The organism is Buttiauxella massiliensis (assembly GCF_902500225.1).
In the GTDB taxonomy this organism is placed as follows: Bacteria; Pseudomonadota; Gammaproteobacteria; order Enterobacterales; family Enterobacteriaceae; genus Buttiauxella; species Buttiauxella massiliensis.
In genome coordinates, this window is sequence record NZ_LR722648.1 from 286320 (window position 1) to 312716 (window position 26397).

Below are 26397 nucleotides of genomic sequence, written 5' to 3' on the forward strand. Positions count from 1 at the left end.
TCCAGGTTAAATTTCAGGTATGCAAACATGATACTTAAGCCCATAAAGCTTGCGGTAGACCGGACTATTGCCACGTTTTCTGTGCTGGTGATGGTCGCTCTGGTCGTCTGCGTGGTGTGGCAGGTTTTCAGCCGCTACGTCCTCAACCAGCCCAGCACCCTCACCGATGAACTGGCGCGTTTTCTGATGATTTGGGTGGGTCTTTTGGGCGCATCTTATACAGTTGGCGCACAACGCCATCTGTCCATCGACTTTCTTGCCATGATGCTGCCAGACCATAAAAAGCCGCTGCTCGGTATTCTCATCAACACGCTGGTGCTGCTGTTCTCGGGCGCAGTGATCGTCAACGGCGGTCTGAAGCTGATTGAAAAAACCTTAGCCACTTCGCAGCTCTCCGCGGCGTTACAAATCCCGATGGGGTACGTCTACATTGTGCTGCCATTAAGCGGCGCAATCATGATGTTTTACTCGCTCTATTTTATCCTGACCGACGCTCACACTCTGGTCAGCAAGGAAGGGAAATAATGGAAACTTATATCGCCCTCACTTTATTTGGCGCGTTCTTCGTGTTGGTGTTTATCGGCGTTCCGATTTCATTTGCGATTGGCATTGCCACTGTTTCTTCAATGCTGCTGATGTTCCCGTGGGATGTGGCAATCATCACCGTTTCACAGCGCCTCGCTAACGGGCTGGATAACTTCGCTCTGCTGGCGATTCCGTTCTTTATCTTTGCCGGAACCTTGATGAACAGCGGCGGCATAGCCATCCGCTTAATCAACCTCGCGCAAATTATGGTTGGGCGCATTCCAGGTTCACTGGGCCACGTTAACGTGCTGGCGAACATGATGTTTGGTTCAATCTCCGGTTCAGCAGTAGCAGCCGCCGCAGCCGTTGGCGGCACGCTTTCGCCGATTCAAAACAAAGAAGGTTATGACCCGGCGTTTTCCACGGCGGTTAACGTTTCATCCTGTATTACCGGGTTGCTGATCCCGCCTTCTAACGTGCTGATCGTTTTCTCGCTGACGGCGGGTGGCGTCTCGGTAGCCTCATTATTTATGGCCGGTTATTTGCCTGGCATATTAATGGGCCTGTCAGTCATGTTGGTCTGCTGGATTATCTCCAAACGTCGCGGTTATCCGGTATCAGCGCGTCCCACCTGCGCGCAAGCCTTCAAAGCGTTTCTTGATGCGCTACCAAGTTTGCTGCTGGTGATTATCGTTATGGGCGGGATTCTGGGCGGCGTCTTTACCGCGACAGAAGCCTCAGCCATCGCGGTGGTGTACACCTTTGTGCTCTCGGTGCTTATCTATCGCGAAGTGAAATGGCGTGATTTACCGAAGCTGATCCTTGATTCAGTGGTCACAACGTCCATTGTTCTGCTGTTGATTGGCTTCTCGGTGGGGATGTCATGGGCGATGACCAACGCCGACATTCCGTACATGATCAGCGACACGCTGATGGGCATTTCCGATAACCCGCTGGTGATTCTGCTGCTGATCAATATTGTGCTGCTGATTGTCGGCATCTTCATGGATATGACGCCTGCGGTGCTGATCTTCACGCCAATCTTCCTACCGATTGCCCAGGATTTGGGGATGGACCCGGTTCATTTCGGCATCATGATGGTGGCGAACCTGTGCGTCGGCTTGCTAACACCGCCAGTGGGTAGCGCGTTGTTTGTCGGCTGCTCCATCACTGGAGTTAAAATTCAGAATCTCATTAAACCGCTGTTACCCTTCTACGCTGCCCTGTTCGTTTCGCTGATGATGATTACCTACATCCCGGAAATTTCCCTGTTTATTCCTAAACTTCTGGGATTGATGTAAACCATCGATAAAAAACGGCTTTCGGGCCGTTTTTTATTTTTCACTCTTAAAAAGAGCGCGCAAGCGATTGCAGGCCAGACCAGATGCGTGATGGCAAAAAAAGTAGCAAAAGATGCGAAAAGCGAAGCGGGATCTGTGTCACATAAATACGGATGATAATTCGCGTGCTAATCATTACTTATTTCAATGAGTTAGATCAGCTTCAAAAATTTTGAATAAGGTGGTCAATTCTATTCGATTTATTATTCTGCTCAAAAGTGTGACCATAATCACATCGACGGAACAACGTCACTTTAAACAGAATAACCTGCGAGAATTAATTATGAAAACCATCAAATATGCTGTAGCCGCTATCGCCCTGACCACTCTTTCTTTCGGTGCAATGGCTGCACAATCTATCAGCGCTGCTGATGCTCAGAACATGAACAAAATCGGTGTAGTTTCCGCTGATAACGCAACCACTCTGGATGGCCTGGAAGCGCAACTGGCTTCTAAAGCAGAACAAGCTGGCGCAAAAGCGTACTCAATCACTTCTGCTAACACCAACGGAAAAATGAGCGGTACTGCGGTTATCTACAAGTAAGACTGCTGTATTGCCCTGATACACCCTCATTTTGGAGCTCTGCTCCACCCTGTTTGACTCTGTTATGACCCTTGTTGCCCGCGACCATTTATCGCGGGCTTTTTTTTGTCGTTTTTCTGTCAAACAACCATGAATCAGAAGACCTGATTAACGCGGGTTAAACCTTCCTCATATGTCGTAGCTTCACCCGTTGCCACAAGACAACATGCCATTTGTATTTTTAATGACTGCGGTACGGGTTCAACGCCTGCAACGCAACGTTCAATCCAGCGGGCGGTCACTTCCGGGTCTTTTCCAGCAGGCAGCACCACTTCTTCATCGCTGACTTCCGTCTGGCGTTCACTCAGTACGCGCGAACCGAGGCTGTCGATAAGCGTAATCTGCGGGCAGCGTTGCGGGTTGGCATACACCTCCCCTTCTGTTCCATGCATCAGCAAGCCACGGCCGCCAATATCGGCAAAGAATTTTGCTACTTTCGGGACATATTCAGGATGGGAAACACTGGCAAGACGTAATGCGGCATCTTCTGCAAATGGGGTCGCCAGTTTGGCAAGTGTATGAGCGCTATTTCGTACACCCATACGCCAGCGCATCGCGAGCTGATCTTCCATCGGAGGGCACAGCGCACTGACAGGAATATAAACCGGGTGATGTAGATCCAGTTTAGCTTGCGCCTGACCCGCATGTAACGTTGGTTCAATGCCCATCAGTGTAAAAATGGTTTCCGTTAATACACGCGTTGGATCGTGGCTGACGCCGTGTACTACCACCGGAAATCCAAGGCGATTAAGCAAAATAGCCAGCAATGGCGTGAGGTTCGCTTGTTTGCGCGCGCCATTGTAAGAAGGAATAACAATTGGCATTGGTTTGTTCGCTGGAGGCGTAAGTGTAATCATGTGGTGCTTCATCGCGTCATAGAAACCGAGCATTTCCGCCTCGCCTTCCCCTTTGATGCGCAATGCAATCAGCACGCCACCCAACTCCAGTTCTGGAACTTCACCTCTGAGCATATGGGCATATAAGCCACGAGCAGTGTCAAAATCCAGATCGCGAGCATGGTTCTTACCGCGCCCGACTTCTTTAATGATCTTACGGTAATCCACTCAGATTCTCCTTTCTATTTCTTGCTCACACGTTTGCGCCGCACCGTCTTTTTCGGCGTGGTATCAATCAGTTTAGCTGCTGGCGTTTCGGGTTGACTGATCGGAAACACCGGTAACGCACCCAGTAAACGTTGACCATAATTTTTGGTCAACAGGCGGCGGTCATAAATCACTACCTCACCATAACAGCCATGGCTACGAATTAAACGTCCAACTTGTTGGATAAGATTAAATGAAGCACTGGGTAAACTCTGTACTTCAAAAGGATAGCGTTTCAAGGTTTTTAACCATTCACCCTCAGTGAGCACCACTGGGCTGTCGATAGGTGGGAAAGCGATTTTATGGATGTGTACCTGACTGAGTAAATCACCCTTTAAATCAAGCCCTTCAGCGAAGGATTGTAAACCAACCAGCACGCTGGTTTCGCCCTGCTCAACGCGTTTACGGTGCAGCTCCACCAGTCTGTAACGGGGCATATCCCCTTGCACCAGTAATGTCAGGCGCAAATCGGTGACATGCGTCAGGAATACCTGCATCGCACGGTTGCTGGCAAATAGCACCAGCATGCCTTTGTGTTCGCCTTTCGCCAGTTCAGCGCGGAAAAATGCGGCCATCTCAGCCAAGTGTTGAGCTTCATTTTCCATAGTTGGCTCAACGGTTAACTGCGGTATAACCAGCTTGCCCTGTTCAACATGGTTAAATGGCGAATCGAGGGCAATAAAACGATCGCCCGCATCTTCATCCAGCCCACTCATCTCTTGCAGGCGGTCAAATTTATTCAGCGAGCGCAACGTTGCAGAGGTCACAATCACATGTGGAACGTTGCGCCAGACCAGTTTTTCTAACTGATCGCAAACACGAATGCCCACACAATGGAAATACAGATGCGGCTGCCCTTCGCGGATTTCACGCGTCACCCACTTCGACACCGGCGCTCCCGATGCCTTTTCCATTGCCGAAAGCCGCCACAGTTTGCTCTGCGTTTCGAAATAGCCTAACGCCCGATTCATGTGCAGCAGTGAACGGTGCAAACGCACAATATCGTGCGTTCCAGTTTTTTCGCCAAGATCGTTAAGCAAGGCCTCCGACAGGCTGCGCAGCCCTTCCATCAGCTTTGCCAGCCGCTTGCAAATCACCATAATTTCTTCGGGCAGCACGCCCATTTCAAAACGATGCTCGGCCTCTTTTTCGCCCGGCAACCACAATGAAACAATGCTATTAAATGAGCTGAGCAGCTCAAAAATTTCGTCGCAATGATTGGTCAAACGTTCTGGATTGGTCAGCGGCGGTGGACTTTTTGGGCGGAACTGCGCCATGCAGGTTTCGACCAGTTTGGTGAAGAGATCGAACTGCAAACGGCTATAGCCCGGCGTGACTTCGGCACTCATTTCCAGCGCGTCACGTGCCACATCCGGCAGATGGTGGCCTTCATCTAAAATCAGCAGCAGGTTTTTGGCTTCGGGCAGCACCGCATCACTTTCCATCGCGGCCATCACCAGAGCGTGGTTGGCGACCACCACTTCGGCATCGTCTATCTCACGGCGAGCCACAAAAAACGGGCATTCACGATACCAGTGGCAATTGCGCCCCAGGCAACTGGCCTTGTCAGTGCTTAAGCGCCGCCAGAGATCGTCTTCAATATTTTGCGAAGTATGGTCACGCAACCCGTCCCATTTATAGGCATCAAGATCGGTTTTCAGTTTTACGCAACGCTGCTGTTCGTCTTTGCTGGTCGGCGCCATCTCGTCTTCGAGAAAAGCCAGCAAATCGCCCTGTGAGGCGTTGTCTGTCGCCAGAGCGGCAAGGTTGCGCGGGCAAACGTAACGCCCACGGCCAAACGCAGCGGTAAATTTCAGGTCGGGGATAATCTTGCGCAGCAGCGGCAAATCTTTGCTGAATATTTGATCCTGAAGGGCCACGTTTGCCGTGCTGACCACCAGCGTTTTTTGTTCGCCGCGTGCAATAGCGATACCGGGGATCAGGTATGAAAGCGTTTTCCCCACGCCGGTAGGAGCCTCAATCGCCAGATGTCGCCCCGCTTCACCCGCGAGCGTTTTTGCCACTTCGGCAATCATTTGCCGTTGCGGTGGGCGCGGAATGAAGTCTGGGATCTGCTGTTGTAGCGCCTTATACCAGGCGGCGATTTGCTCTTTTTGAGCGGAGGACAAGGCCATAAAAACCACTTCTACTGTATAAACAGCCACTATTGTCCCACTTTTTAAAGCCGGGATGTATTGTTTTTTCACCAACACTGTGAGCAAGCCTTGACTCATGACAAGGCGGCCTGCGGCGTACCTTCTCTATAATCGAGCCCGTTTATCCTCCACTGGTATCAAAAAATGGATTATCAACTTAATTTAGACTGGCCTGAGTTCTTAGAGAAATACTGGCAAAAAAAGCCGGTCATCTTAAAAAATGCGTTTCCTGATTTTGTCGATCCGATTACCCCGGATGAATTAGCCGGTCTTGCTATGGAAGCAGAGGTGGATAGCCGACTGGTCAGCCATACCAATGGTCAATGGCAGGCCGCCAACGGCCCTTTCGAGAATTTTGACAATCTCGGTGATACCGGTTGGTCATTACTGGCTCAGGCTGTTAACCACTGGCATGCGCCGTCTGCTGAACTGGTTCGCCCATTCCGTGTCTTGCCGGACTGGCGTTTAGACGACCTGATGATCTCTTTCTCCGTACCTGGTGGCGGTGTTGGTCCACATATCGATCAGTACGATGTGTTTATTATTCAGGGCATGGGTAGCCGTCGTTGGCGCGTGGGTGACAAACTGCCAATGCGCCAGTTCTGCCCACATCCCGCTTTGCTGCACGTTGATCCGTTCGAGCCAATCATTGATCAAGATCTGGAACGTGGCGATATTCTGTATATTCCACCGGGCTTCCCACACGATGGCTTCACTCACGAAACTGCACTCAACTATTCCGTTGGTTTCCGTGGCCCAAATGGCCGTGATTTGATCAGCAGCTTTGCTGATTACGCGTTGGAAAACGATCTGGGTGGCGAGCACTATAGCGATCCTGACTTAACCGTCCGCGAACATCCTGGCAAAGTTGAAGGCTACGAGCTTAATCGCCTGCGTGACATGATGATGGAAGTCATCAGCCAACCTGAAGATTTCAAACAGTGGTTCGGCCGCTTTGTTACCACACCGCGCCACGAACTGGATGTTGCTCCAGCAGAGCCGCCATATCAGCAAGATGAAATCCTCGATGCGTTACTGGGCGGTGAGAGCCTGACACGTCTGAGCGGTTTACGAGTGCTGAATGTTGACGGTGAGTTCTTCGTCAATAGCGAAGCAATGGAAGCACCTGTTCCGGCAGCAGCGGACGCATTATGCCGTTACACCACCCTTGGTCAAACTGAACTGGGCGATGCGTTAGAGAACCCGGAATTTGTTAACGTATTGACTGAGCTGGTTAATCAGGGCTATTGGTATTTCGACGACTAAATAATCCTGCAAACCTGGGTCCACTGACTACAGTTATACGGGGGCTTCCCGGGCAGACAGTGGATTTAACATGGCGCTTTATACCATCGGTGAAGTGGCTGTGCTTTGCGATATTAACCCCGTGACGTTGCGTGCCTGGCAACGACGTTACGGGTTATTAAAACCTCAGCGCACGGATGGCGGGCATCGCTTATTTGACGATGACGACATCGAACGTATCCGTGAAATCAAACGCTGGATTGAAAACGGCGTTCAGGTCGGCAAGGTGAAAGCCTTATTGGGCGGCGAGCGCCAGGATCTGGAAAGTGGTTGGCGTGAACGCCAGGAACTGCTGCTCCATCATTTGCAAAGCGGCAGCCCCAACCGCTTACGCACCTGGATGGCTGACATTGGCCGTGATTACCCCGCAGAAACCCTCGTTCACCAGCTTTACACTCCCCTTCGTCGCCGCCTGCAATGCCATCAAGTCACCTTGAATACCTTACTTAGCCTACTGGACGGCGCACTGATCAACTACATTGCACTGTGCCTTGCCTCGGCGCGTAAACGCAGCGGAAAAGATGCGTTACTTGTAGGCTGGGACACGCCCGATACCACACGCTTGTGGATGGCTGCTTGGATGGCAATCCAGCAGGGCTGGCGTATTGATGTGCTGGCCCATCCGCTCCATCAACTGCGACCTGAGCTTTTTGCTCAACAGACATTACTGGTGTGGTGTGGTGATACGCCGACCACCAATCAGCTCGACCAACTGGAGCTTTGGCGCTGTGCAGGAATGCAAATTTTCCCACTCATGAGCAACGGGCAGTCGACTGAACGCGCATAAGGCAAAGTTAATAGTTCATTAACAAGCCCGCTTCATCTTATAATCGCCTGCGTAACGTATGGAGCGGACATAAAGATGAAACTAAATAAAATAGCCTTGGTGGGCGGCATGCTGGTAATGGCTATCGGCGGAATTGGCGGCGTGATGCTGATGGGTTATATCGTCATCCTTCATAACGCGTGATGTAGCGCAAAAGACGCTCAAACAGGCGGTCAATAACAATTGCCGCCATCGCGACCAGCAGAGCCCCCTGAATCACATAGGCGGTGTTAAAACCGCTCAAACCAATGATTATCGGCGAGCCCAGAGTGCTGGCACCAACGGTTGATGCAATCGCCGCAGTCCCGATATTAATAATCACCGAAGTGCGGATCCCTGCCAAAATCACCGGTGCTGCCAATGGCAACTCAACTTTTCTCAACATCTGCCAGCGGCTCATCCCTGCGCCCAATGCAATCTCTTTAGTCGCTTCCGGCACTGAGCCAATTCCAGCCAATGTTCCTTGTAAAATCGGCAGCAAGCCATATAGCACCAGCGCGATAATCGCAGGCTGCTGACCAAACCCCATCACCGGAACCGCAATAGCCAGTACCGCCACAGGAGGAAATGTTTGCCCTGCAGCCGTAATGGTTTCGACCAGTGAACGGAATTCAAGCCCTGCCGGACGAGTCACAACAACACCTAACCCGACACCTACGGCAATCGCCACTACGCTTGAAACCCCGACCAGTAGGAAGTGCTTTAACGCCAGCGCAATAAAACTGTCTTGCTGGTAAAGCGGTCTTTCCAGCTCTGGAAACAGCCAACTGAACAACGCGCTGCTGTATGGCATCAATACCAGCAGTGCGATAAAGAGTGCAATCAGCCACAGCAGCGGGTCACGTAACAGGCGCATTTTCACCTCGCAGCTCTTCACCACGCACTAAATCACTAAAATGCAGTACACCACAGGGTTCGCCTTGCTGATTAACTACCGGCAACTGTTGGCACTGGCGGTCAACAAACAACGATAGCGCCTCACGCAGAGTGATCGTTTCACTGATCGGTTCGCCCTCTAAACGTTCCTGTGTTCGTACGCGGTCCGCAACCTGGCGCAACGATAGCAACCGCACGCCTGACTCGCTTCGGCCAAAGAAATCACGCACAAAATCTGTCGCTGGGTGAGTTAACAACTCCAGCGGTGTACCTTGCTGAACGACCCTTCCCCCGTCCATTAGCACAATGCGGTCAGCCAGCGTCAGCGCTTCGTCGATATCATGCGTCACCAGCACGATGGTGCGTCCAAGCAGTTGGTGGATGCGAATAATCTCCTGCTGAAGCGCACCGCGTGTTACCGGGTCCAACGCACCAAACGGCTCATCCATCAATAACACTTCCGGGTCGGCCGCCAGCGCACGCGCTACACCCACACGTTGTTGTTGCCCACCGGAAAGTTGATGTGGATAACGGTCACGAAATTGCTCAGCTTCCAGACCGAGTAAAGCGAGCAATTCGTCAATACGCGCACTGATACGTGCTTTCGGCCATTTCAGCAACTGCGGAACGGTGGCAATATTCTGTGCAACGCTCCAGTGAGGGAAAAGCCCAATAGACTGAATCGCGTACCCCATACGGCGGCGTAGCACCTTGGCGTCAAAATTGCGGATCTCTTCTCCGGCAAAGCGAATGCGCCCGGTATCGTGTTCAACCAGGCGGTTAATCATCTTAAGCGTGGTGGATTTGCCGGAACCGGAAGTGCCAATCAGTACCGTAAACTCACCTTCCTTGATGTTTAGCGTCAAGTCGCTCACAGCAGGTTCACCCTGGAAGAACTTGCTGACATTTTCAAATTCGATCATGGCTGTTTTTCCTCAAGTAATGAGATAAACAGTTTAAAAAGCGCGTCGAGAATGACCGCCAGCGCGATAACCGGGATCACACCGAGCAAGACCAAATCCAGCGCACTACTGAGTAATCCCTGGAAGATAATCGCCCCAAACCCACCGGCACCAATCAGCGCTGCAATCACCGTCATACCAATGGTTTGCACGCAAACAACCCGCAAGCTACGCAGCAAAACGGGCAACGCCAGCGGCACTTCGGCCCGCCAGAAAATCTGCCAGCGCGACATGCCCATACCTTCGGCACTTTCAATGATATTGCGCGGGACATGCTGCAAACCTGCTACAACACCGCGCACCAATGGCAGCAATGCGTATAAAACCAGTGCAATGAGTGCCGGAGCCACGCCAATCCCGCTCACGCCAAGCGAGCTGAGCCACGGAGCTAACTTCACAAGCCCTGCCAAAGGTGCAATTAACAGCCCGAACAGTGCCACAGACGGTACCGTCTGAATCACATTAAGCACGGAGAACACCGAAGACTGACAGCCCGGACGGGTGTAGCACAGCACGCCCATCGGCACGCCAATCATCAGGGCGGGTAGCAAAGTCCCTAGCAATAAAGCCAGATGGCGAGTTAGCGCATCATCAAACACATCCTGGCGGTTGGCATACTCTTTAAGCAGCGAAAGATCGGCAAAGTACCCGCTCCACAGCAGCGCTACCGGTACGATCCAGACCTGCAAATTGAGCAGTAAACGCCATAGCGCATTGGGAGTCAGACGGTTGATGGTATCGGCACAAAGCAGCAGGCACAGAGTTAAAGACAGCCATAACCCGCTACCGAGAGACGTTCGCGCAAGCGTGCTCCCTTGTTCAGCAAATTGCGAGGCGGTGTGCCCCATCATCCACAACATGGCGATAAACAACAGCTCGCCCGTAATTAGCGTCAGTGTTAATGACAGTCGCCGGGAAGGTGCCAGAGTCAGACATGCCAGAATAAGTACTGGAAGAGAGAGAATCAGACCAACATGTTCAGGAAGCCGGCTAAGCGCGATAGATTCTCCGGAAACCAGGCGGTTGGGCGCAAAGTTGATAAATGGCAGAACTGCGCCTGCTACCACCAGCAAAATCACCAGCAGCAACAGAACGCGATTATGAATTTTGAGCAAACAGACATCCTGTAATTATTGTCTTGCCGGATGGCGCTGGCGCTTATCCGGCCTACTTCAACCTGTAGGATGGATTAGCGTAAGCAACATCCACCAGAAGATCAGCGACCTACTTCACGAAGCCTTTTTGCTTCAGGTAATCCGCAGCCACTTTTTTGGCATCTAGGCCTTCGACTGCAATACTGGCGTTAAGCTGCTGCAAGGTTTTCTCATCAAGGGAGGCAAACACCGGTTTTAACCACTCTCCCATTTCAGGATAAGCCTTGAGCACCGCTTCACGCACAACAGGCGTTGGCGCGTAAATTGGCTGAACACCTTTTGGGTCGCTCAGCGTCTGCAAACCCAGTGCCGCCACCGGGCCATCAGTGCCGTAGGCCATTGCCGCATTCACACCAGAGGTTTGCTGCGCCGCAGCTTTTATGGTCACAGCCGTGTCGCCGCCAGCCAGCGAGAGCAGTTGCGGCTGTTCAAGTTTAAAGCCATAGGCTTTTTCAAAGGCAGGAAGCGCATCGGAGCGTTCGATAAATTCAGCGGAAGCAGCAAGTTTGAATTCACCGCCTTTTTTCAAATAAGCGCTGAGATCATCAAGTGAGGTGAGTTTGTTTTTTTCGGCCAGATCTTTGCGTACTGCGATGGTCCAGGTATTGTTCGCGGGAGCAGGTGTTAACCACACGAGGTGATTTTTTTCAGCATCGAGTTTTTTAACTTTCTCATATCCCTGTTGCGCATTTTTCCAGGCTGCATCTTTTTCATCTTTAAAGAAAAATGCCCCGTTACCGGTGTATTCCGGGTAAATATCCAGTTCGCCCGCCGTAATCGCCCCACGCACAACCGGGGTGGTACCTAACTGCACTTTATTGACAGTTTTGACGCCGTGGCTGTCCAGTACCTGCAAAATGATATTACCGAGTAGTGAGCCTTCGGTATCAATTTTTGAACCTACTTTCACCGGCTCCGCAGCTTGTGCCCCTGCGGCCAGTAAGACTAACCCCGCCATACCCCAACGCGCTGATACGTTCATCGTGCTTCCTCACTGTTTTTCTTTGCTTAAAAATCATGAACTCGCAAAAGTTTAGACGAGAATTGGCATTTTGGCAGGTTGGTAGAACGAGGAGAGCAGAATAAGAAAAGAGCCGGAAAACCGACTCTTTTCTTGGGTGCAGCTTCAAATATGAAGGGTAATTACTTGAGTTCAAACTCGCTCTGTTTCACACGAGCTGAATCCAGGCCGATAAACACATTAAACTTGCCAGGCTCGGCAATGTGTTTCATCTGCGCGTTCCAGAATTTCAACGCTTCAACGTCAATCGGGAAGCTTACAGTCTGGGTTTCGCCAGGTTTCAGCGTCACTTTCTTAAAGCCTTTCAGCTCTTTGACCGGGCGACTCATCGATGCGGTGACGTCCTGCAAATACATCTGTACGACCGTTTCGCCTGCACGATCACCGGTGTTTTTCACTTCAACAGAAGCTTCGACTTTGCCATCCGCTTTCATTGATGGTGCAGACATTTTCACATCAGACACGCTGAAAGTGGTGTAGCTCAGGCCATAACCGAATGGGAACAGCGGGCCGTTCGCTTCATCAAAGTAGCGAGACGTATATTTGTTTGGTTTTTCCGGATTGTACGGACGCCCTGTATTCAGATGGCTGTAATAGGTTGGGATCTGCCCGACAGAACGTGGGAAGGACATCGGCAATTTGCCTGACGGGTTGTAATCGCCAAACAGGATATCGGCCACCGCGTTCCCGCCTTCAGTACCGCTATACCAGGCTTCCAGCAGCGCATCAGCCTGTTGGTTTTCTTTCACCAATGCCAGAGGGCGGCCGTTCATCAACACCAGCACCAACGGTTTACCCGTCGCTTTCAACGCAGCAATTAAATCACGCTGGCTTTGTGGCAGCACCAGATCGGTACGGCTTGAGGCTTCGTGCGCCATCCCCTGAGCTTCACCAACAACGGCTACAACAACATCAGCAGATTTCGCAGTAGTAACCGCTTCATCGATCATCGCCTGTGCAGAACGGGTATCAACCGTAACGGCTGGTTCGTACTGGTTCAGGAAATCAACAATGCCTTTTTCGTCGGTGACGTTAGCGCCTTTGGCGACCACGATTTTGGCTTTGTCACCCACGGCACTTTTGATGCCCTGAAGTACTGTGATGGTTTGATCGGCTACACCAGCAGCTGACCAACTCCCCATCATGTCACGTTTGCTGTCAGCCAACGGGCCAACCACGGCAATGGTGCCGGATTTTTTCAGTGGCAATACGTCCAGGCGGTTTTTCAGCAACACCATGCTTTCACGTGCGACTTCGCGAGCATCTTTACGGTGCAGGCGGCTTTCAGCGTTGGTGTCTTGCGGGTCGGATTCTTTCGGCCCTAAGTGGCTGTATGGGTCGTTGAATAGCCCCATATCGTATTTCACGTTGAGCACATGGCGCGCGGCATCATCAAGTTCAGCCATTGGCACAGCACCACTTTTCACCAACTCTGGCAAATACTTGCTGTAGTACTCATCGCTCATACTCATGTTGATGCCAGAATTCAATGCTATGCGCACTGCATCTTTCGGATCGCTTGCCACACCGTGTTTAATCAGCTCTTTAATGGCACCGTGGTCTGAAATGGTAATGCCTTTAAATTTCCACTCATCGCGCAGCAAATCTTTCAGCAACCACGAGTCGGAAGAAGCCGGAGTGCCGTTAAGGGAATTGAGCGCCACCATCACACCACCACTGCCAGCATCCAGTGCGGCTTTGTATGGCGGCATATAATCGTTGAACAGTCGCTGCGGACTCATATCAACGGTGTTGTACTCTTTGCCGCCTTCAACTGCGCCATAGGCCGCGAAGTGTTTCACGCTGGTCATGACCGAGTAACGGTCTGCTGGGCTTTTGCCCTGCATCGCTTCAACCATGGTGCGACCCATGATGGAAGTCAGGTAAGTATCTTCACCAAAACCTTCGGAGACACGGCCCCAACGCGGGTCGCGTGACACATCCACCATTGGCGCCCAGGTCATGTTCAGGCCATCGTCTGCAGCTTCATAAGCAGAGACGCGGCCCACCGTTTTCACGGCATCCAGATTGAAGGAAGAAGCTAAACCGAGGCTGATTGGGAACACCGTACGTTGACCGTGAACCACATCGTAAGCAAAGAATAATGGAATTTTCAGGCGGCTAAGATCCATCACTTGGTCTTGCATGGTGCGGATGTCATGACGAGTCACGGTATTGAAAATCGCCCCGACTTGCCCATCTTTGATCATCTCGCGAATGGCTTCTTTCGGGTTATCTGGCCCGACACTGATTAACCGTAACTGGCCGATTTTCTCGTCAGTGGTCATTTTCTTCAGCAAATCAGTGACGAATGCGTCACGCGCTTCCGGTGTTAACGGGTGTGGGCCAAACATTTCGTTAGCCAGCGCGGGTTGCAGCGCAAGGCTAACTGCAATACTTACAGAACAGAGCCATTTCATCGACATTACTCTCTTGCTCAAGCCGCCACAGAGGGCCGCACGAAGTGATAAGACGAGCAGTGTGCCACAAGGTTACTGCTGTAAGAAGTGTCGCTTCGGTGTTATGTGCTGATTTTTCGAACCTTTAAGACGATTCATTATCGATTTGCGAGCTATGCTTGTAGTCGTCAATATTTTCCCAAGGAGCGGATAAATGTCTAACCCTACACCATCCCAAAAACAAACATTTATAAATGAGCTGAACCGTCTGGTGGGCAGCCAACATGTATTAACCGATGCGGCAAAAACCGCGCGTTACCGTAAAGGTTTTCGCTCCGGCCAGGGCGATGCGCTAGCGGTCGTTTTCCCAGGCACGTTACTAGAGTTATGGCGTGTTCTAAGCATTTGCGTCAGCACCGATAAAATTATTCTGATGCAAGCCGCAAATACCGGTCTGACTGAAGGTTCAACGCCGAACGGCAACGATTACGACCGTGAAATTGTCATTATCAGCACCCTGCGTCTGGATAAATTGCAGCTTTTGGATGGCGGAAAGCAGGTGCTGGCCTTCCCTGGAAGTACGCTATATCAGCTGGAAAAAGCCCTTAAACCGCTGGGCCGTGAGCCGCATTCAGTGATTGGTTCATCGTGCATTGGCGCGTCGGTGATTGGCGGGATTTGTAATAATTCCGGCGGCTCTTTGGTTAAACGTGGCCCGGCATATACCGAAATGGCGCTATACGCCCGTATTGATGAACAAGGCAAATTAACGCTGGTGAACCATCTGGGTATCGATTTGGGTGTGACGCCTGAACAGATCCTTGGCAAGCTCGATGACGAGCGCGTAAAACCTGAAAATGTGCTCCATGACCAGCGCCAGGCCTCAGATAAGGATTATGCCGAGCGTGTACGTGATGTAGACGCTGATACCCCATCGCGCTTTAACGCCGACCCAAGCCGCCTGTTTGAAGCCTCTGGCTGCGCCGGAAAGCTCGCGGTATTCGCTGCGCGCCTCGATACTTTTGTGGCAGAAAAACAAAACGAAGTGTTCTACATCGGCACCAATAAACCGGAAGTGCTGACTGAAATACGCCGCCACATCCTGGCTAATTTTGAAAACCTACCGGTGGCGGGCGAATACATGCACCGCGATATTTACGATATTGCCGAAGTGTATGGCAAAGACACCTTCATGATGATCGACAAACTCGGCACCGATAAAATGCCGCTGTTCTTCACCTTGAAAGGTCGCACCGATGCGTGGATTGAAAAAGTCCCGTTTATAAAACCCCACTTCACTGACCGCGTATTGCAACGCCTGAGCGGCTGGAGCCCAAGCCACTTACCACCACGGATGAAAGAGTGGCGCGGTAAATATGAACACCACCTGTTATTGAAGATGTCTGGCGAAGGTATTAGCGAGGCCCGTAACTGGCTGGAGAGCTATTTCGAGCAGGCTGAAGGCGGCTTTTTCGTCTGCACACCAACCGAAGGGGCGAAAGCCTTTTTACACCGTTTTGCCGCGGCCGGTGCAGCAGTACGTTATCACGCCGTACATGCCAACGAAGTGGAGGATATTCTGGCACTCGATATTGCCCTGCGTCGTAACGACCAGGAATGGTTTGAGCAACTACCGCCAGAAATCAGCAGCCAGATTAGCCACAGCCTCTATTACGGCCACTTTATGTGCCATGTTTTCCATCAGGATTACATTGTTAAGAAAGGGGTTGATGCACATGCATTGAAGGAGCAGATGCTTGAGTTGCTGCGCACGCGCGGTGCGCAATATCCGGCAGAGCATAATGTCGGGCATTTGTACGAAGCGCCTGAAAGCTTAAAACAATTTTATAAGTCCAATGACCCAACCAACAGTATGAACCCTGGCATTGGTAAGACCACAAAACGAAAATGGTGGGAAGAGCAGGCTTGTAGCCATACGCATCACCACGATCCCCATTAAGTGAAACTGTCAACTGCCAGAACCCGGGCTGTTTTTTGCTCATTTTTCGTACTAAATTAAAATGCGAAAAGTGGTGTGAGCTCATGCCACTTTGATTTTTTACGTACAGGAGCGAGAAATGTCTGTCCTCGAAACAATGCCGTCCGCTCGGATACAGGTTCGTGATGCCACTAACGATGATATCCCATCCATCACTGCTATTTATGAATGGCATGTACTGCATGGCCGGGGTTCTTTTGAGGAAATCCCCCCGACACAAGCTCAAATGGCTGAACGGCTGCAAGCCGTTCACGCTCAGGAGTTGCCGTGGTTGGTGGCTTTGCATAGCGGCATTGTGGTGGGTTATTGCTACGCGACGGTTTATCGTCCGCGCCCTGCTTACCGTTTCACGCTTGAAGATTCTGTTTATATCGACGCCAGCATGACCGGGCAAGGTGTAGGGCGTGAGTTATTGACTATGTTGATAGAGCGCTGTGAGCAAGGCCCGTGGCGGCAAATGGTGGCGATTATTGGCGATGGCGAAAACAACACGGGTTCGTGTCATCTGCATAAGCAGTTGGGTTTTGAAGTGGCCGGGTTGCTGCAAAGTGTGGGGTTCAAGCTCGGCGCATGGCGCGATACGTTGATTATGCAGCGTCCGCTCAATGATGGAGATCGGACGCTGCCATGATACCCATCATACTTCAAGTTGCAGCTTTGTTGGCTACGCTCATTCGCCCGAATCACTTAGTTCACTAAGCTCATCGGGACTCATTCACTTGCCGCCTTGCTGTAACTCGAATTATTTAGGGTATCGTTTGATTTGCCTTAATCGTCAAGCGCATTACTCTGCGTACTATTGCTCGCCATTTGCGCAGCTTTTTGCTTTTTATAAGCCAGGGCCGAGCCCGGAACTGGTGTCACCTTGCCGGTTTCCAGATAGTTGCGCAGACGGTTTGCATCCGCAAAGTGGGTGTATTTCCCGAACGCATCCAACACCACCAATGCCACCGGTCGATTGTTAATCATGGTGCGCATCACTAAACAATGTCCGGCATTGTTGGTAAAGCCGGTTTTAGTCAGCTGGATATTCCATTTATTGTTATAAACCAAATGGTTGGTATTACGGAATGGCAGCGTGTATGGCGGATTACTGAAAGTAGCCATATCTTCTTTAGTGGTACTCAGCTGGCCGAGCATCGGATATTGTTTAGATGCAATCAGCAGCTTAGACAAGTCGCGTGCTGTAGAAACGTTGTGAATCGAAAGCCCGGTTGGCTCAACATAACGCGTATGGGTCATTCCAAGAGATTTTGCTTTCGCATTCATGGCGCGAATAAATGCGTTATAGCCACCAGGATAATGGTGCGCCAGGCTCGCTGCCGCACGGTTTTCTGAAGACATTAATGCCAATAGCATCATGTCTTTACGGTCGATTTTACTATTCAGACGCACACGGGAATAAATTCCTTTCATTTCCGGCGTTTGGCTAATGTCGACACTCAGCATTTCATCCATCGGTAACTTCGCATCAAGCACCACCATTGCCGTCATCAATTTGGTAATTGAGGCAATCGGGCGTACCAGATCAGGATGGCTGGAATAGAGAACTTTATTGGTTTGCAGATCGACGATCATGGCACTGCCAGAGGCGATCTCTTGCCCGGCACTGACCTGTTGTACGATGGTTTTATTCGCAGCCTGGGAAGCGAATGGTACGGCAATCATCAGCGCAAGGCTGAGCAACGAAAGACGAATTTTTGTCGGCATGGTGACACTTCTGTAAGTATTCAAAAAAATAATGTGTCCTTCGGATCTCTTCACAGCGCGTATGAATAGATGAGGCGCCAGCATAATACGCTGACGCCCCTGAAAACTCCCACTATTGATTCGTAAACAAGTATCAAAATAGACGGTAACCATAACCCCAAAGAATAACACTCAGGGCTAACAGTACCTCAAGCACCAGCACGCCAATGGCGAGTGTTGAGCTGGAAAAGCTCATACCCTCTTCTTTGTTGATGCCAAGGAACTCAGGTACCCCTACATACAACAGGTATCCGGTATAAATAAGGGCTGCGGCCCCTACCAGCACGCATAACCACACCAATGGATACAATGCGACTAAACCGCTGATAAACAGCGGAGTTGCTACGTAACCTGCAAACACCATGCAACGAGCAAGCGACGGGCGATGCGGGTAGTTACGCGCCATCCACCAGATGACTCGCCCCATGACGGCCACACCAGCCAGCATCAGGGCATAAAACAGTACGCCTAAATAGAATCCGTTAAACATCGATAATTGAACGAAGGTACCATCACCAAAATTCCAGCCAATTTGGGTTGTGCCAATAAACGCACAGATAACCGGAATGGCCGCCATGATTAATACATGGTGAGTGTAGTGATGCGTTACCGTTTCGTTCTCGCGTTTTATGTCCTGCATTTCACGATTAGGGTGGGAAAAAAGCCCCCAGACATGACTCATAACGCCTCCTGACATGCCAAAAAAATCGATTGAGCACAGTCAAAGTATAATGCACAGCGGCTTGATTGTTTTTTAATCACCTGAAAATATCTGCATGCTGCAAATAGCAGAATTTATGCCGCCACGTTGACGAAACGGCAAAAGCGTCATATTTAATTAACACCGCCCAATAGTGCTTTATCAGGACCGCTCCCCAATGTAATTCCGTAACCAATAAGCCTGTATCTACACGATGACTTTGTCATTTCTCACCTCTGTTGAGAAATGTGCACTTATTGGATTATTACGGAAACAATCATGCTAAAAGCACTATACCAGGCCCTGGCTGACAAGCGATGGCTGCTACTTCTTGGGTTCTCTTTTGTTGTTTCATCTATCGGAAATGGCATAACCTACATCGTCATTTTCAGCGAACTCATTCGCCTGGCGGCACCGACAACCTCACTTACCCTCGCCTACGTTCTTTCTACCGTTCCTGGTTTAATTGGCAGCAAAATAGGCGAGCGGTACTGCCAAAGTGCAAACCCCTTCAAGATTCTGATAGTGGGGGAATGTTTGGGTATGCTAGGGCTTCTCGCGCCACTTAGCGCTGTAATGACGGGTTCAATTCCGCTGTTTCTCATTGCTCAGACCGCCTCTGCATTCACTATCGGGATGACATTCCCGGCAATCAGTAAGATTTTTAAAACGGGACTCACCGAGAAAGAACTGCCGGTTGCCACCACGCTCGAAACCATCATTTTCGCCTGCTATGTGATTTTTGGCGTTTGCCTCGGTCTTTTGCTGTTAGGGCATATCAGCGTAATGTCACTACTGGTTCTTGATGCTTCAAGCTTTGTCATCGCACTAATATTGTTGAAATTGTCGCAGTCACGTTTCACTAAAACCTTCATTAAAGTTTCCCCCTCAAAAGCGCAGATTAATTGGCGAACATTGTCAGGCGTACAGCGGCGTGGGATTTTACTTTTACCCCTGTTGGCGTTAGCTGCAGCCCCTGCCATGGCACTGCTACCCGCACTGGTTCCCCCAATATATTCAGGATCTGAAGCGCAAAGCATGGCACTGGCGTTACTTTTCGCCCGTAGTCTCGGGCAGTTAGCGGGCCCATTAATCTTAAATCCTGAGAAATTTGAGAAAAACAGTAACAGTAATGTGCTGATGGTCAGTTGTCTGTTCGCCTTTATCACCTGCTACGGATTAGTCCCCTTTTCACCGTCGAAATATTTGGCGCTGGCGTTCATTTTTATGGCTCATCTGTTCTCAAACGTGGTGTTTTCACTGGCGATTTATACCATCCTGAAGAAGTTTGATGAGGTTCAAATCTCGGCCGCAATGGCAAAAAGTTACCGGTTACAGATGATGGTAACGGCATTGGTTTCCATGGGCGCGGGATACAGTGCGCAGTACTTTGGCGTGGTGTATTCACTGTATCTTTTCAGCGGAGCGGGGTTTGTATTGATAGTGATACTGTCTTTAGGTGAGCGTTGGCTTAAACAAAAGTCGGTAAATTTCCGACCTGAGCAGCAATAAGCAAGAAAGCACGCCGACCATGCTGGCGGTGTGCTTTCTCAGGTGATTACATCATTCCCATGAAACGTGGCAACCACAGTGAAATAGCCGGAACATAAGTTACCAACAGCAATACCAGCACCAGAATGGCATAGAACGGCAGCATCGATTTCACCACTTCTTCTATCTTCTGCTTACTCACCGCACTGGCGACAAACAGCACTGAACCGACAGGTGGCGTAATTAAACCGATCCCCAGGTTAACCATCATGATCATCCCAAAGTGTACCGGGTCGATACCCAGAGCATTTGTTACTGGCAGAAGCACAGGTGTTAAAATCAGGATAATTGGTGCCATATCCATCAGCGTGCCAATCAGCAACAGCATGATATTGATATAAATAAGAATGACGTATTTGTTATCAGAAATTGAGGTGAAGAATTCAGTGATACGCGCTGGCAACTGCATGTAGGTCATTACTGCGCCAAAAGCGGATGCAAAACCGATAAGTATCATTACGATAGTGACCGTTTTTACCGTGCGGAACATAAGTTTTGGTAACTCGTTCCACTTGTAGTCACGATAGATAAACATGGTCACAAAGAATGCCCAAAGACAGGCAACAGCCGCAGATTCAGTAGCAGTGAAGACACCAGATAAAATGCCCCCCAGAATAATGACCACAGTCATCAGGCCCCAACACGCATCCAGCAGAATTTTAAATGCCTGCTTCATCGGAATACGTTCACCTTTCGGATAACCGCGACGATGAGCAAAGAACAAGCACATCAGCATCAACGAAAGGCCGAGCAACAAGCCCGGTACGATACCTGCAATAAAAAGTGTGGCAATCGATACCGTACCGCCCGCAGCAAGTGAATAAATCACCGAGTTATGGCTTGGTGGAACCAAAATCGCCTGCACCGAACCACTCGCTGTCACGGCAGCGGCATAAGCTCGCGGGTAACCTTTTTTCTCCATCTCAGGGATCATTACCGTACCGATTGATGCGGTATCTGCCACAGAAGATCCTGAAATTGCACCGAAGAAAGTTGAAGCAACGATGTTAACCAGCGACAGCCCGCCACGAATAAAGCCAACGAATACGTAGGCAAAATTAACCAGACGACGAGCAATTCCGCCTTCTGCCATAATCGCCCCGGCAAGAATAAAGAAAGGGATCGCCAACAAAGTAAATTTATTTACCCCGCTGGTTATTTGAATCATTAACGCTTCTAAAGGTAAATCAATCCATAATGCCCCGGCAATAGCACTTAAACCTACAGCAAAGGCAACCGGCACACCGATTGCCAGTAATACGCCCAGAGAGGCTAATAAAATAAATGCGTCCATAATGACTCCTTGTTATTAGCCGTGGTTACCAATTAATACCACCGGACGCTGCTCCTGAGAGCCAAATGCCAGCCGCTCGATAATAAACAGCAATAAAACAAATGCGCCAATAGGCAAAGGTAAATAGGTTTGCCCTGAGGTAACAATAGGGAATTCAGCGACCGGTTGGTCCCATAAATCCAGACATAGGAAAAAGCTGTAATAAAGCATGGTCAAGGTCATACAGAGCATGCAAATATCCACCAGACGTGCGCAGAGTTTTTTCAAAAAATCTGGAAGCCTGTCTGTCATCATCGTTACCGCAATATGGGAACCTGCACGATAACTAACTGCGGCACCAATAAAGGTAAATGTCACCATGCAAATGATTGCGACTGGCTCAGGCCAGGACTCTCCACGATTAAGGACATAACGCGAGAATATACCGATGGGGATAATGATTGTCATAGTTAATAATGCAATACCAGAAATTGCCATTGCCGTTAAATAAAGCCGATCCATCCATGGTAAATAATAACGAGCCATACGCCACCTTCACAAAACTCAGCACCTGCCAGAATATTTCCGGCAGAGTACTGATGAGTGTATAAATTAAGAGTAATTAATTAGGCCAAGTTTAAAAACTAAGACTTGTTTGCATCGGCAATGGCCTGTATTAACGCCTGATGTTTTTCACCATATTGTTGGCGTACAGGCTCCGTGGCTTTAATGAAGTAAGAGCGATCAATTTCATGGAAGGTCACCCCACCTGCCTTCATTTTATCAACTGCTTTCTGGGTGTAGTCCTGCCACAGCTTACGCTGCTCAAACTGCGCTTCACGGGCGAGGGTCAGGATTTTTTGTTGATCTTCCGGCTTGAGTTTGTCCCATCTTATTTTGGAATAGAGGAATACTTCAGGGGTAATAAAGTGGCCACTCAGCGTGTAGTTTTTTGATACTGGCATATAGTTGTGCGCCACAAATGTTGGTGGGTTATTTTCAGCACCGTCTATTACACCGGTCTGCATGCCACTAAACACTTCACTCACGCCCATAGAAACAGAGTTTGCCCCCATCGCTTTTAACGTCGCCAATGCGACCGGGCTACCCTGAACACGAATTTTCATGCCTTTTAAGTCTTCTGGCGTTACAACAGGTTTTTTAGTTATTAAATTACGCGTACCGGAATCCATCCAGCCGAGGAATACTAATTTTGATTTAGGGTTATTGGTAATTTTATCACCGATTTCTTTACCTATATTTCCATCAACCACTTTATGCATGTGATCTTCATTTTCAAAAATATACGGTAGGGTAAAAACCTCTATTTCCGGGAGAATAGCTGCCACAGGTGCCATTGATACACGAATCATGTCAATTGCCCCCATTTGTGCCTGTTCAATCATCTGTTTTTCATCACCCAGTACTCCGCTAGGGAACATTTTAATTTCCAGATTACCGTTCGTTTGTTGCTTAAGCTTTTCACCCATTTTCTCTACTGCAACAACATTCGGGTAACCTGCCGGGTGAACATCAGCTGCTTTAATAACTTGAGCTAAAACAGAAGGAGTAAACAATATTGCGGCACCGGTGATACATAAACCCGTAACCAAAGGGAGCAATTTTTTAGACATTAGGCATCCTTTCTTGTGAAATAATGTACTTTATTAATTAAACCATCGTTTTATTTTTGCAAATTGAAATTAAACCAATTGTTATTAATAGAATTTGAATGAGTTCACATAAACAACTTAACCTCTGTTATTTGTAGTGATTTTGTGACTTACACCACGCCAATACACAGAAGTGTCGTAACAACCGCTATACTGTTGTTGTAAAAGAACAAGGAGTTAGATTCATCATTGTGGATATTAATAATCTGATTGAGCATTACGGCTATGCCGCACTGGTTGTGGGTAGCATGGCGGAAGGGGAAACAATTACACTGCTAGGCGGCGTTGTAGCACACCAGGGGCTGCTCAAATTCCCGCTTGTGGTGCTGTCTGTCGCGCTCGGCGGCATGATTGGCGACCAACTGCTGTATCTGGTTGGCAGGCGTTTTGGTGGCTCAATTTCAGAGCGCTTTAAAAAGCATCAGAAGAAGATCACTAAGGCGCAGAAGCTGATTAACCGCCACCCTTACTGGTTTGTGATAGGTTCGCGCTTTATGTACGGTTTTCGTGTGATTGGGCCGATTTTGATCGGTGCCAGCCGCCTACCCCCGAAAATATTCCTCCCTCTTAACATCGTTGGCGCATTAATTTGGGCAACCCTTTTCACCACACTCGGATATGTGGGCGGTGAAGTCGTTGGCCCATGGCTGCATAACCTGGACCAACATATTAAGCACTGGATTTGGTTGCTCGGCGTGGTCGCCTTAGTGTGGCTGGTGCGATTGTGGTTTAAACACCGCGAGAATAATCAGCAAGACTAACCTTTCGGTTTGAAATGCGGGTTGGCAAACATAAAACCGCCGTCGACGATAAACGATTGTCCGGTGGTGTAGCTGGCGCTTTCTGAACAAAGCCATGCAACCAGGCTGGCTATTTCCTCGGTATCCCCCGCTCTCCCTAGAGGGATTTCCGGGATTTTGCTCCCCGCACCGTCACCTTCTTTCATGTCGTTCATCGGCGTGGCAACGGCTCCGGGCGCCACGGCATTGACCAGAATTTTATGGTGCACCAGCTCCATAGCCATTGATTTAGTTAACCCACCCAACGCATGTTTTGCCGCCGTGTACGCGCAGGCTTCAGGAAGCGGCGTGTGCTCATGAACAGAGGTGATATTCACGATTCGCCCGCCCTCACCTTGCGAAATCATCGCCCGTGCCACTTTTTGCGAGCAGAGAAATGCGCCGTCTACATCGACAGTAAAAAGCTTACGCCACTCTTCGAGAGTGACATCAAGGAAAGGATTTTTGCTCATCGCACCCGCATTATTAACCAGCGCGTCGACACGTCCGAAACGGCTAATCAGCTCGTCAATACCTGCTGCTCCGTCCGGGAGATTGGCTAAATCAAGCTGCACAGTTTCGGCTCGTCGTCCGAAACCTCTGACCAGGTCTGCTGTTTCTTGCGCACCCTGTTCATCGGAATGCCAGGTAATACCCACGTCATAGCCCTGCTGCGCGAGAAGCAGCGCGCATTTTTTGCCAATTCCTGAATCCGACGCCGTGACGATAACGACTTTATTAGCCCCAGACATCCCCACCTCCAGAGTACATTTTGACCTGTACGTAATTATAGGAGGTGGAGAAAAATCCGTGTTCGTTACGCTTTTCCTGCCCGGTAACCCCCACCTAATGCAGAGACTAACTGCACATCAGCGTTCAGCCACTGGCCGTGGAGCTGAATGGCTTTGGCCTGCTCGGAGAAATCTGGCAGTAGTGCGGCACTCATCTTCGCACCGGAAATAATCCCGGCTTTATAACGAGCTTGGGCAAGCGTCTTGAGTTTTTGCGTGTCTTGCAAAACGGTAACCTGGTGCTGGTTTTCAGCCGCAATAGCATTCAATTGGCTTGCTGCTTTCTCCACATCGTTTACCGCTCCAACAATTGCTTTGTTGTAGCTGGCAATCGACAAATTACTTTCCGCGCGCACGATATCGAGGTTGGCATTGAGTTGGCCGCTGTCGAAGATGGGCAGCGTAAAGCCCCCAATCACGCCCATTTGCTGAGCTGAACCGCGGAACAAATCACTCAAGTGCAGAGCATCATTTTGCAAGAAGGCACTCAGGTTTACATCCGGGTAGAAAGCGGCTTTTGCGGCATCAACACTACTCAGTGAGGATTCGATGTACCAGTGCGCCTCCTGAAGATCTGGGCGACGGGCCAACAGTTCATAACCCATATGATCAGGTACCTGGCTTTTCACGTTCGGCAGCGATACACGTTTAATATTTGATGCGGCATGGGCGTCACCGGTAATTGCGGCGAGCTGCGCTTTCGCCATGTTGATACGCCCATCTATTTCATCAATCTGCTGCTGAGTTTTCACGAAATCGATATTGGGTTCTACGCCGTCCACCGATGAATTAATCCCTTCGGCATAGAGGCTTGTCTCTACATCAACTATCTTCTTCTGCGCAGCAAGCGTTTGTTGTTTCACATCTTTTAATGCCAACAGGGTCTGAACATCCCAATACAAACGCACGACATTTGCCGAAATAACCTGTTTCGCCTGAGCCAGTTCCGCCTGTTTCGCCCTCATGACACCCACTTTAGCTTCCACTTCCGAGCGGTTTTTACCCCACAAATCCAGATCCCAACTGGCGGTCAACCCAAAGTTACCGTTGGTGTAGTACGGGCCTGTAGTACCCGCGGCTGGATCAGTCAGAGCAAATGGCCCCATCACCCCCTCCTGGGACATTTTCTGACGCTCAATATTGGCTGAGAAATCCATCTGCGGCCCGTCGCTTGCCTCCTGCATTTGCGTCTGAGCCTGGGCAAGCTTAATACGCTGTTGCACGACGGCGAGGTCTGGTGAGTCTTTGAGCGAGCGTTCTACCAACCTGTCAATTTGGCTATCGTGGTAACCACGCCACCAATCACTGCCCGGCCAACCGTGTGCCAACTCAGGTGGAAGTTTGGTATCAAGCTGTTGTGTAGGCGTTTTTTGAGCGAGAGGTGCATCGTCATCATGCATTGGCGCGCAGCCAGACAAAACGAGCATTAACGCGACGCCAGTCGCCGCGAGAGGGAAACGTGAGGAAGTCATAATTAGCCACAGAGTAATAGAAAGGGCTCAGGTTACGCATTCCGGGACTGAAAAGTTTAGGTATCAGTGGCAATACACACAAGGTTAATAAGGGATACAATTTGAAATTGATTTACAGTAATTATTATTACTATGCTAAATATAATTATAGTTACTACAT

At 49.8% G+C, this 26397-nt stretch carries 24 protein-coding genes; 10 read left to right on the forward strand and 14 right to left on the reverse strand.

Annotated elements, in window-relative coordinates; all coding sequences use genetic code 11:
• The first annotated feature begins 27 nt into the window (after positions 1-27).
• The 3 genes from GC128_RS01320 to ybiJ all read left to right on the forward strand — a co-directional run bounded on the left by GC128_RS01320 (position 28) and on the right by ybiJ (position 2409).
• Positions 28-525, forward strand: a complete 498-nt coding sequence (locus tag GC128_RS01320; RefSeq protein WP_120066064.1) for a TRAP transporter small permease — start codon at positions 28-30, stop codon at positions 523-525.
• Positions 525-1826: a TRAP transporter large permease gene (locus GC128_RS01325; RefSeq protein WP_151992771.1), complete on the forward strand. Its 1302-nt coding sequence runs from the start codon at positions 525-527 to the stop codon at positions 1824-1826. The genes GC128_RS01320 and GC128_RS01325 overlap by 1 nt, the downstream gene beginning before the upstream one ends.
• 322 nt (positions 1827-2148) lie before the next feature.
• A complete protein-coding gene (gene ybiJ, locus GC128_RS01330) occupies positions 2149-2409 on the forward strand; it encodes a DUF1471 family protein YbiJ (RefSeq protein WP_120066057.1) in 261 nt (86 codons plus the stop codon).
• A 134-nt stretch (positions 2410-2543) separates the two neighbouring features.
• On the opposite strand, the gene ybiB is transcribed toward ybiJ, so the two are convergent.
• Positions 2544-3512, reverse strand: coding sequence for a DNA-binding protein YbiB (gene ybiB, locus GC128_RS01335; protein WP_151992772.1), 969 nt, complete (start codon positions 3510-3512; stop codon positions 2544-2546).
• Positions 3513-3526: 14 nt separating this feature from the next.
• Positions 3527-5686, reverse strand: a complete 2160-nt coding sequence (gene dinG, locus GC128_RS01340; protein ID WP_151992935.1) for an ATP-dependent DNA helicase DinG — start codon at positions 5684-5686, stop codon at positions 3527-3529.
• Positions 5687-5851: 165 nt separating this feature from the next.
• On the opposite strand from dinG, the gene GC128_RS01345 reads away from it, so the two are divergent.
• From GC128_RS01345 to GC128_RS23030, 3 genes are all read left to right on the forward strand, one after another.
• Positions 5852-6973 carry a ribosomal protein uL16 3-hydroxylase gene (locus GC128_RS01345; protein WP_064517324.1) on the forward strand — a complete coding sequence of 374 codons (1122 nt, stop codon included), beginning with the start codon at positions 5852-5854 and terminating at the stop codon, positions 6971-6973.
• A 70-nt stretch (positions 6974-7043) separates the two neighbouring features.
• Positions 7044-7799 (forward strand): MerR family transcriptional regulator, encoded by a 756-nt coding sequence (locus GC128_RS01350; protein ID WP_134183630.1) that lies wholly within the window; start codon positions 7044-7046, stop codon positions 7797-7799.
• 75 nt (positions 7800-7874) lie between these two features.
• Positions 7875-7982, forward strand: a complete 108-nt coding sequence (locus GC128_RS23030; RefSeq protein WP_226811966.1) for a hypothetical protein — start codon at positions 7875-7877, stop codon at positions 7980-7982.
• Here the strand turns inward: GC128_RS23030 and GC128_RS01355 are convergent.
• From GC128_RS01355 to bglX, 5 genes are all read right to left on the reverse strand, one after another.
• The gene (locus tag GC128_RS01355; RefSeq protein ID WP_151992773.1) at positions 7963-8694 is read right to left on the reverse strand and encodes an ABC transporter permease; all 732 of its coding nucleotides are present in this window, start codon (positions 8692-8694) and stop codon (positions 7963-7965) included. The two genes, GC128_RS23030 and GC128_RS01355, sit on opposite strands and share 20 nt — an antisense overlap.
• Positions 8678-9637 carry an ABC transporter ATP-binding protein gene (locus GC128_RS01360; RefSeq protein ID WP_151992774.1) on the reverse strand — a complete coding sequence of 320 codons (960 nt, stop codon included), beginning with the start codon at positions 9635-9637 and terminating at the stop codon, positions 8678-8680. The genes GC128_RS01355 and GC128_RS01360 overlap by 17 nt, the downstream gene beginning before the upstream one ends.
• On the reverse strand, positions 9634-10791 hold the full coding sequence (locus tag GC128_RS01365; RefSeq protein ID WP_151992775.1) for an ABC transporter permease: 1158 nt from the start codon (positions 10789-10791) through the stop codon (positions 9634-9636). The genes GC128_RS01360 and GC128_RS01365 overlap by 4 nt, the downstream gene beginning before the upstream one ends.
• 109 nt (positions 10792-10900) lie before the next feature.
• On the reverse strand, positions 10901-11812 hold the full coding sequence (osmF, locus tag GC128_RS01370; protein ID WP_151992776.1) for a glycine betaine ABC transporter substrate-binding protein OsmF: 912 nt from the start codon (positions 11810-11812) through the stop codon (positions 10901-10903).
• Between the two features lie 161 nt (positions 11813-11973).
• Complete coding sequence (gene bglX, locus GC128_RS01375; protein ID WP_151992936.1) at positions 11974-14271, reverse strand: beta-glucosidase BglX; 2298 nt, start codon at positions 14269-14271, stop codon at positions 11974-11976.
• A gap of 193 nt (positions 14272-14464) precedes the next feature.
• Here bglX and dld point away from each other — a divergent pair, with 193 nt between their 5' ends.
• A complete protein-coding gene (dld, locus tag GC128_RS01380; protein ID WP_151992777.1) occupies positions 14465-16210 on the forward strand; it encodes a D-lactate dehydrogenase in 1746 nt (581 codons plus the stop codon).
• 118 nt (positions 16211-16328) lie between these two features.
• Entirely contained in the window at positions 16329-16880 is a 552-nt protein-coding gene (locus GC128_RS01385) for a GNAT family N-acetyltransferase (RefSeq protein WP_151992778.1), read from the forward strand.
• A gap of 137 nt (positions 16881-17017) precedes the next feature.
• Here GC128_RS01385 and pbpG read toward each other — a convergent pair whose 3' ends face one another.
• Together pbpG and GC128_RS01395 are read right to left on the reverse strand one after the other, a co-directional pair.
• Positions 17018-17959 (reverse strand): D-alanyl-D-alanine endopeptidase, encoded by a 942-nt coding sequence (pbpG, locus tag GC128_RS01390; RefSeq protein WP_151992779.1) that lies wholly within the window; start codon positions 17957-17959, stop codon positions 17018-17020.
• Between the two features lie 133 nt (positions 17960-18092).
• Positions 18093-18680 (reverse strand): Yip1 family protein, encoded by a 588-nt coding sequence (locus GC128_RS01395; RefSeq protein ID WP_064517294.1) that lies wholly within the window; start codon positions 18678-18680, stop codon positions 18093-18095.
• Positions 18681-18977: 297 nt separating this feature from the next.
• Here GC128_RS01395 and GC128_RS01400 point away from each other — a divergent pair, with 297 nt between their 5' ends.
• Entirely contained in the window at positions 18978-20210 is a 1233-nt protein-coding gene (locus GC128_RS01400) for an MFS transporter (protein WP_151992780.1), read from the forward strand.
• 46 nt (positions 20211-20256) lie between these two features.
• On the opposite strand, the gene GC128_RS01405 is transcribed toward GC128_RS01400, so the two are convergent.
• From GC128_RS01405 to GC128_RS01415, 3 genes are all read right to left on the reverse strand, one after another.
• Positions 20257-21543 carry a TRAP transporter large permease gene (locus GC128_RS01405; RefSeq protein ID WP_151992781.1) on the reverse strand — a complete coding sequence of 429 codons (1287 nt, stop codon included), beginning with the start codon at positions 21541-21543 and terminating at the stop codon, positions 20257-20259.
• Between the two features lie 15 nt (positions 21544-21558).
• Complete coding sequence (locus GC128_RS01410) at positions 21559-22068, reverse strand: TRAP transporter small permease (RefSeq protein ID WP_151992782.1); 510 nt, start codon at positions 22066-22068, stop codon at positions 21559-21561.
• Positions 22069-22166: 98 nt separating this feature from the next.
• Positions 22167-23156, reverse strand: coding sequence for a TRAP transporter substrate-binding protein (locus tag GC128_RS01415; RefSeq protein WP_151992783.1), 990 nt, complete (start codon positions 23154-23156; stop codon positions 22167-22169).
• 230 nt (positions 23157-23386) lie between these two features.
• Here GC128_RS01415 and GC128_RS01420 point away from each other — a divergent pair, with 230 nt between their 5' ends.
• Positions 23387-23956 carry a DedA family protein gene (locus GC128_RS01420; protein WP_151992784.1) on the forward strand — a complete coding sequence of 190 codons (570 nt, stop codon included), beginning with the start codon at positions 23387-23389 and terminating at the stop codon, positions 23954-23956.
• On the opposite strand, the gene GC128_RS01425 is transcribed toward GC128_RS01420, so the two are convergent.
• Together GC128_RS01425 and mdtQ are read right to left on the reverse strand one after the other, a co-directional pair.
• Positions 23953-24726 (reverse strand): SDR family oxidoreductase, encoded by a 774-nt coding sequence (locus GC128_RS01425; protein WP_151992785.1) that lies wholly within the window; start codon positions 24724-24726, stop codon positions 23953-23955. The two genes, GC128_RS01420 and GC128_RS01425, sit on opposite strands and share 4 nt — an antisense overlap.
• Positions 24727-24791: 65 nt before the next feature.
• Positions 24792-26237, reverse strand: a complete 1446-nt coding sequence (mdtQ, locus tag GC128_RS01430; RefSeq protein WP_151992786.1) for a multidrug resistance outer membrane protein MdtQ — start codon at positions 26235-26237, stop codon at positions 24792-24794.
• Positions 26238-26397: the final 160 nt, after the last annotated feature.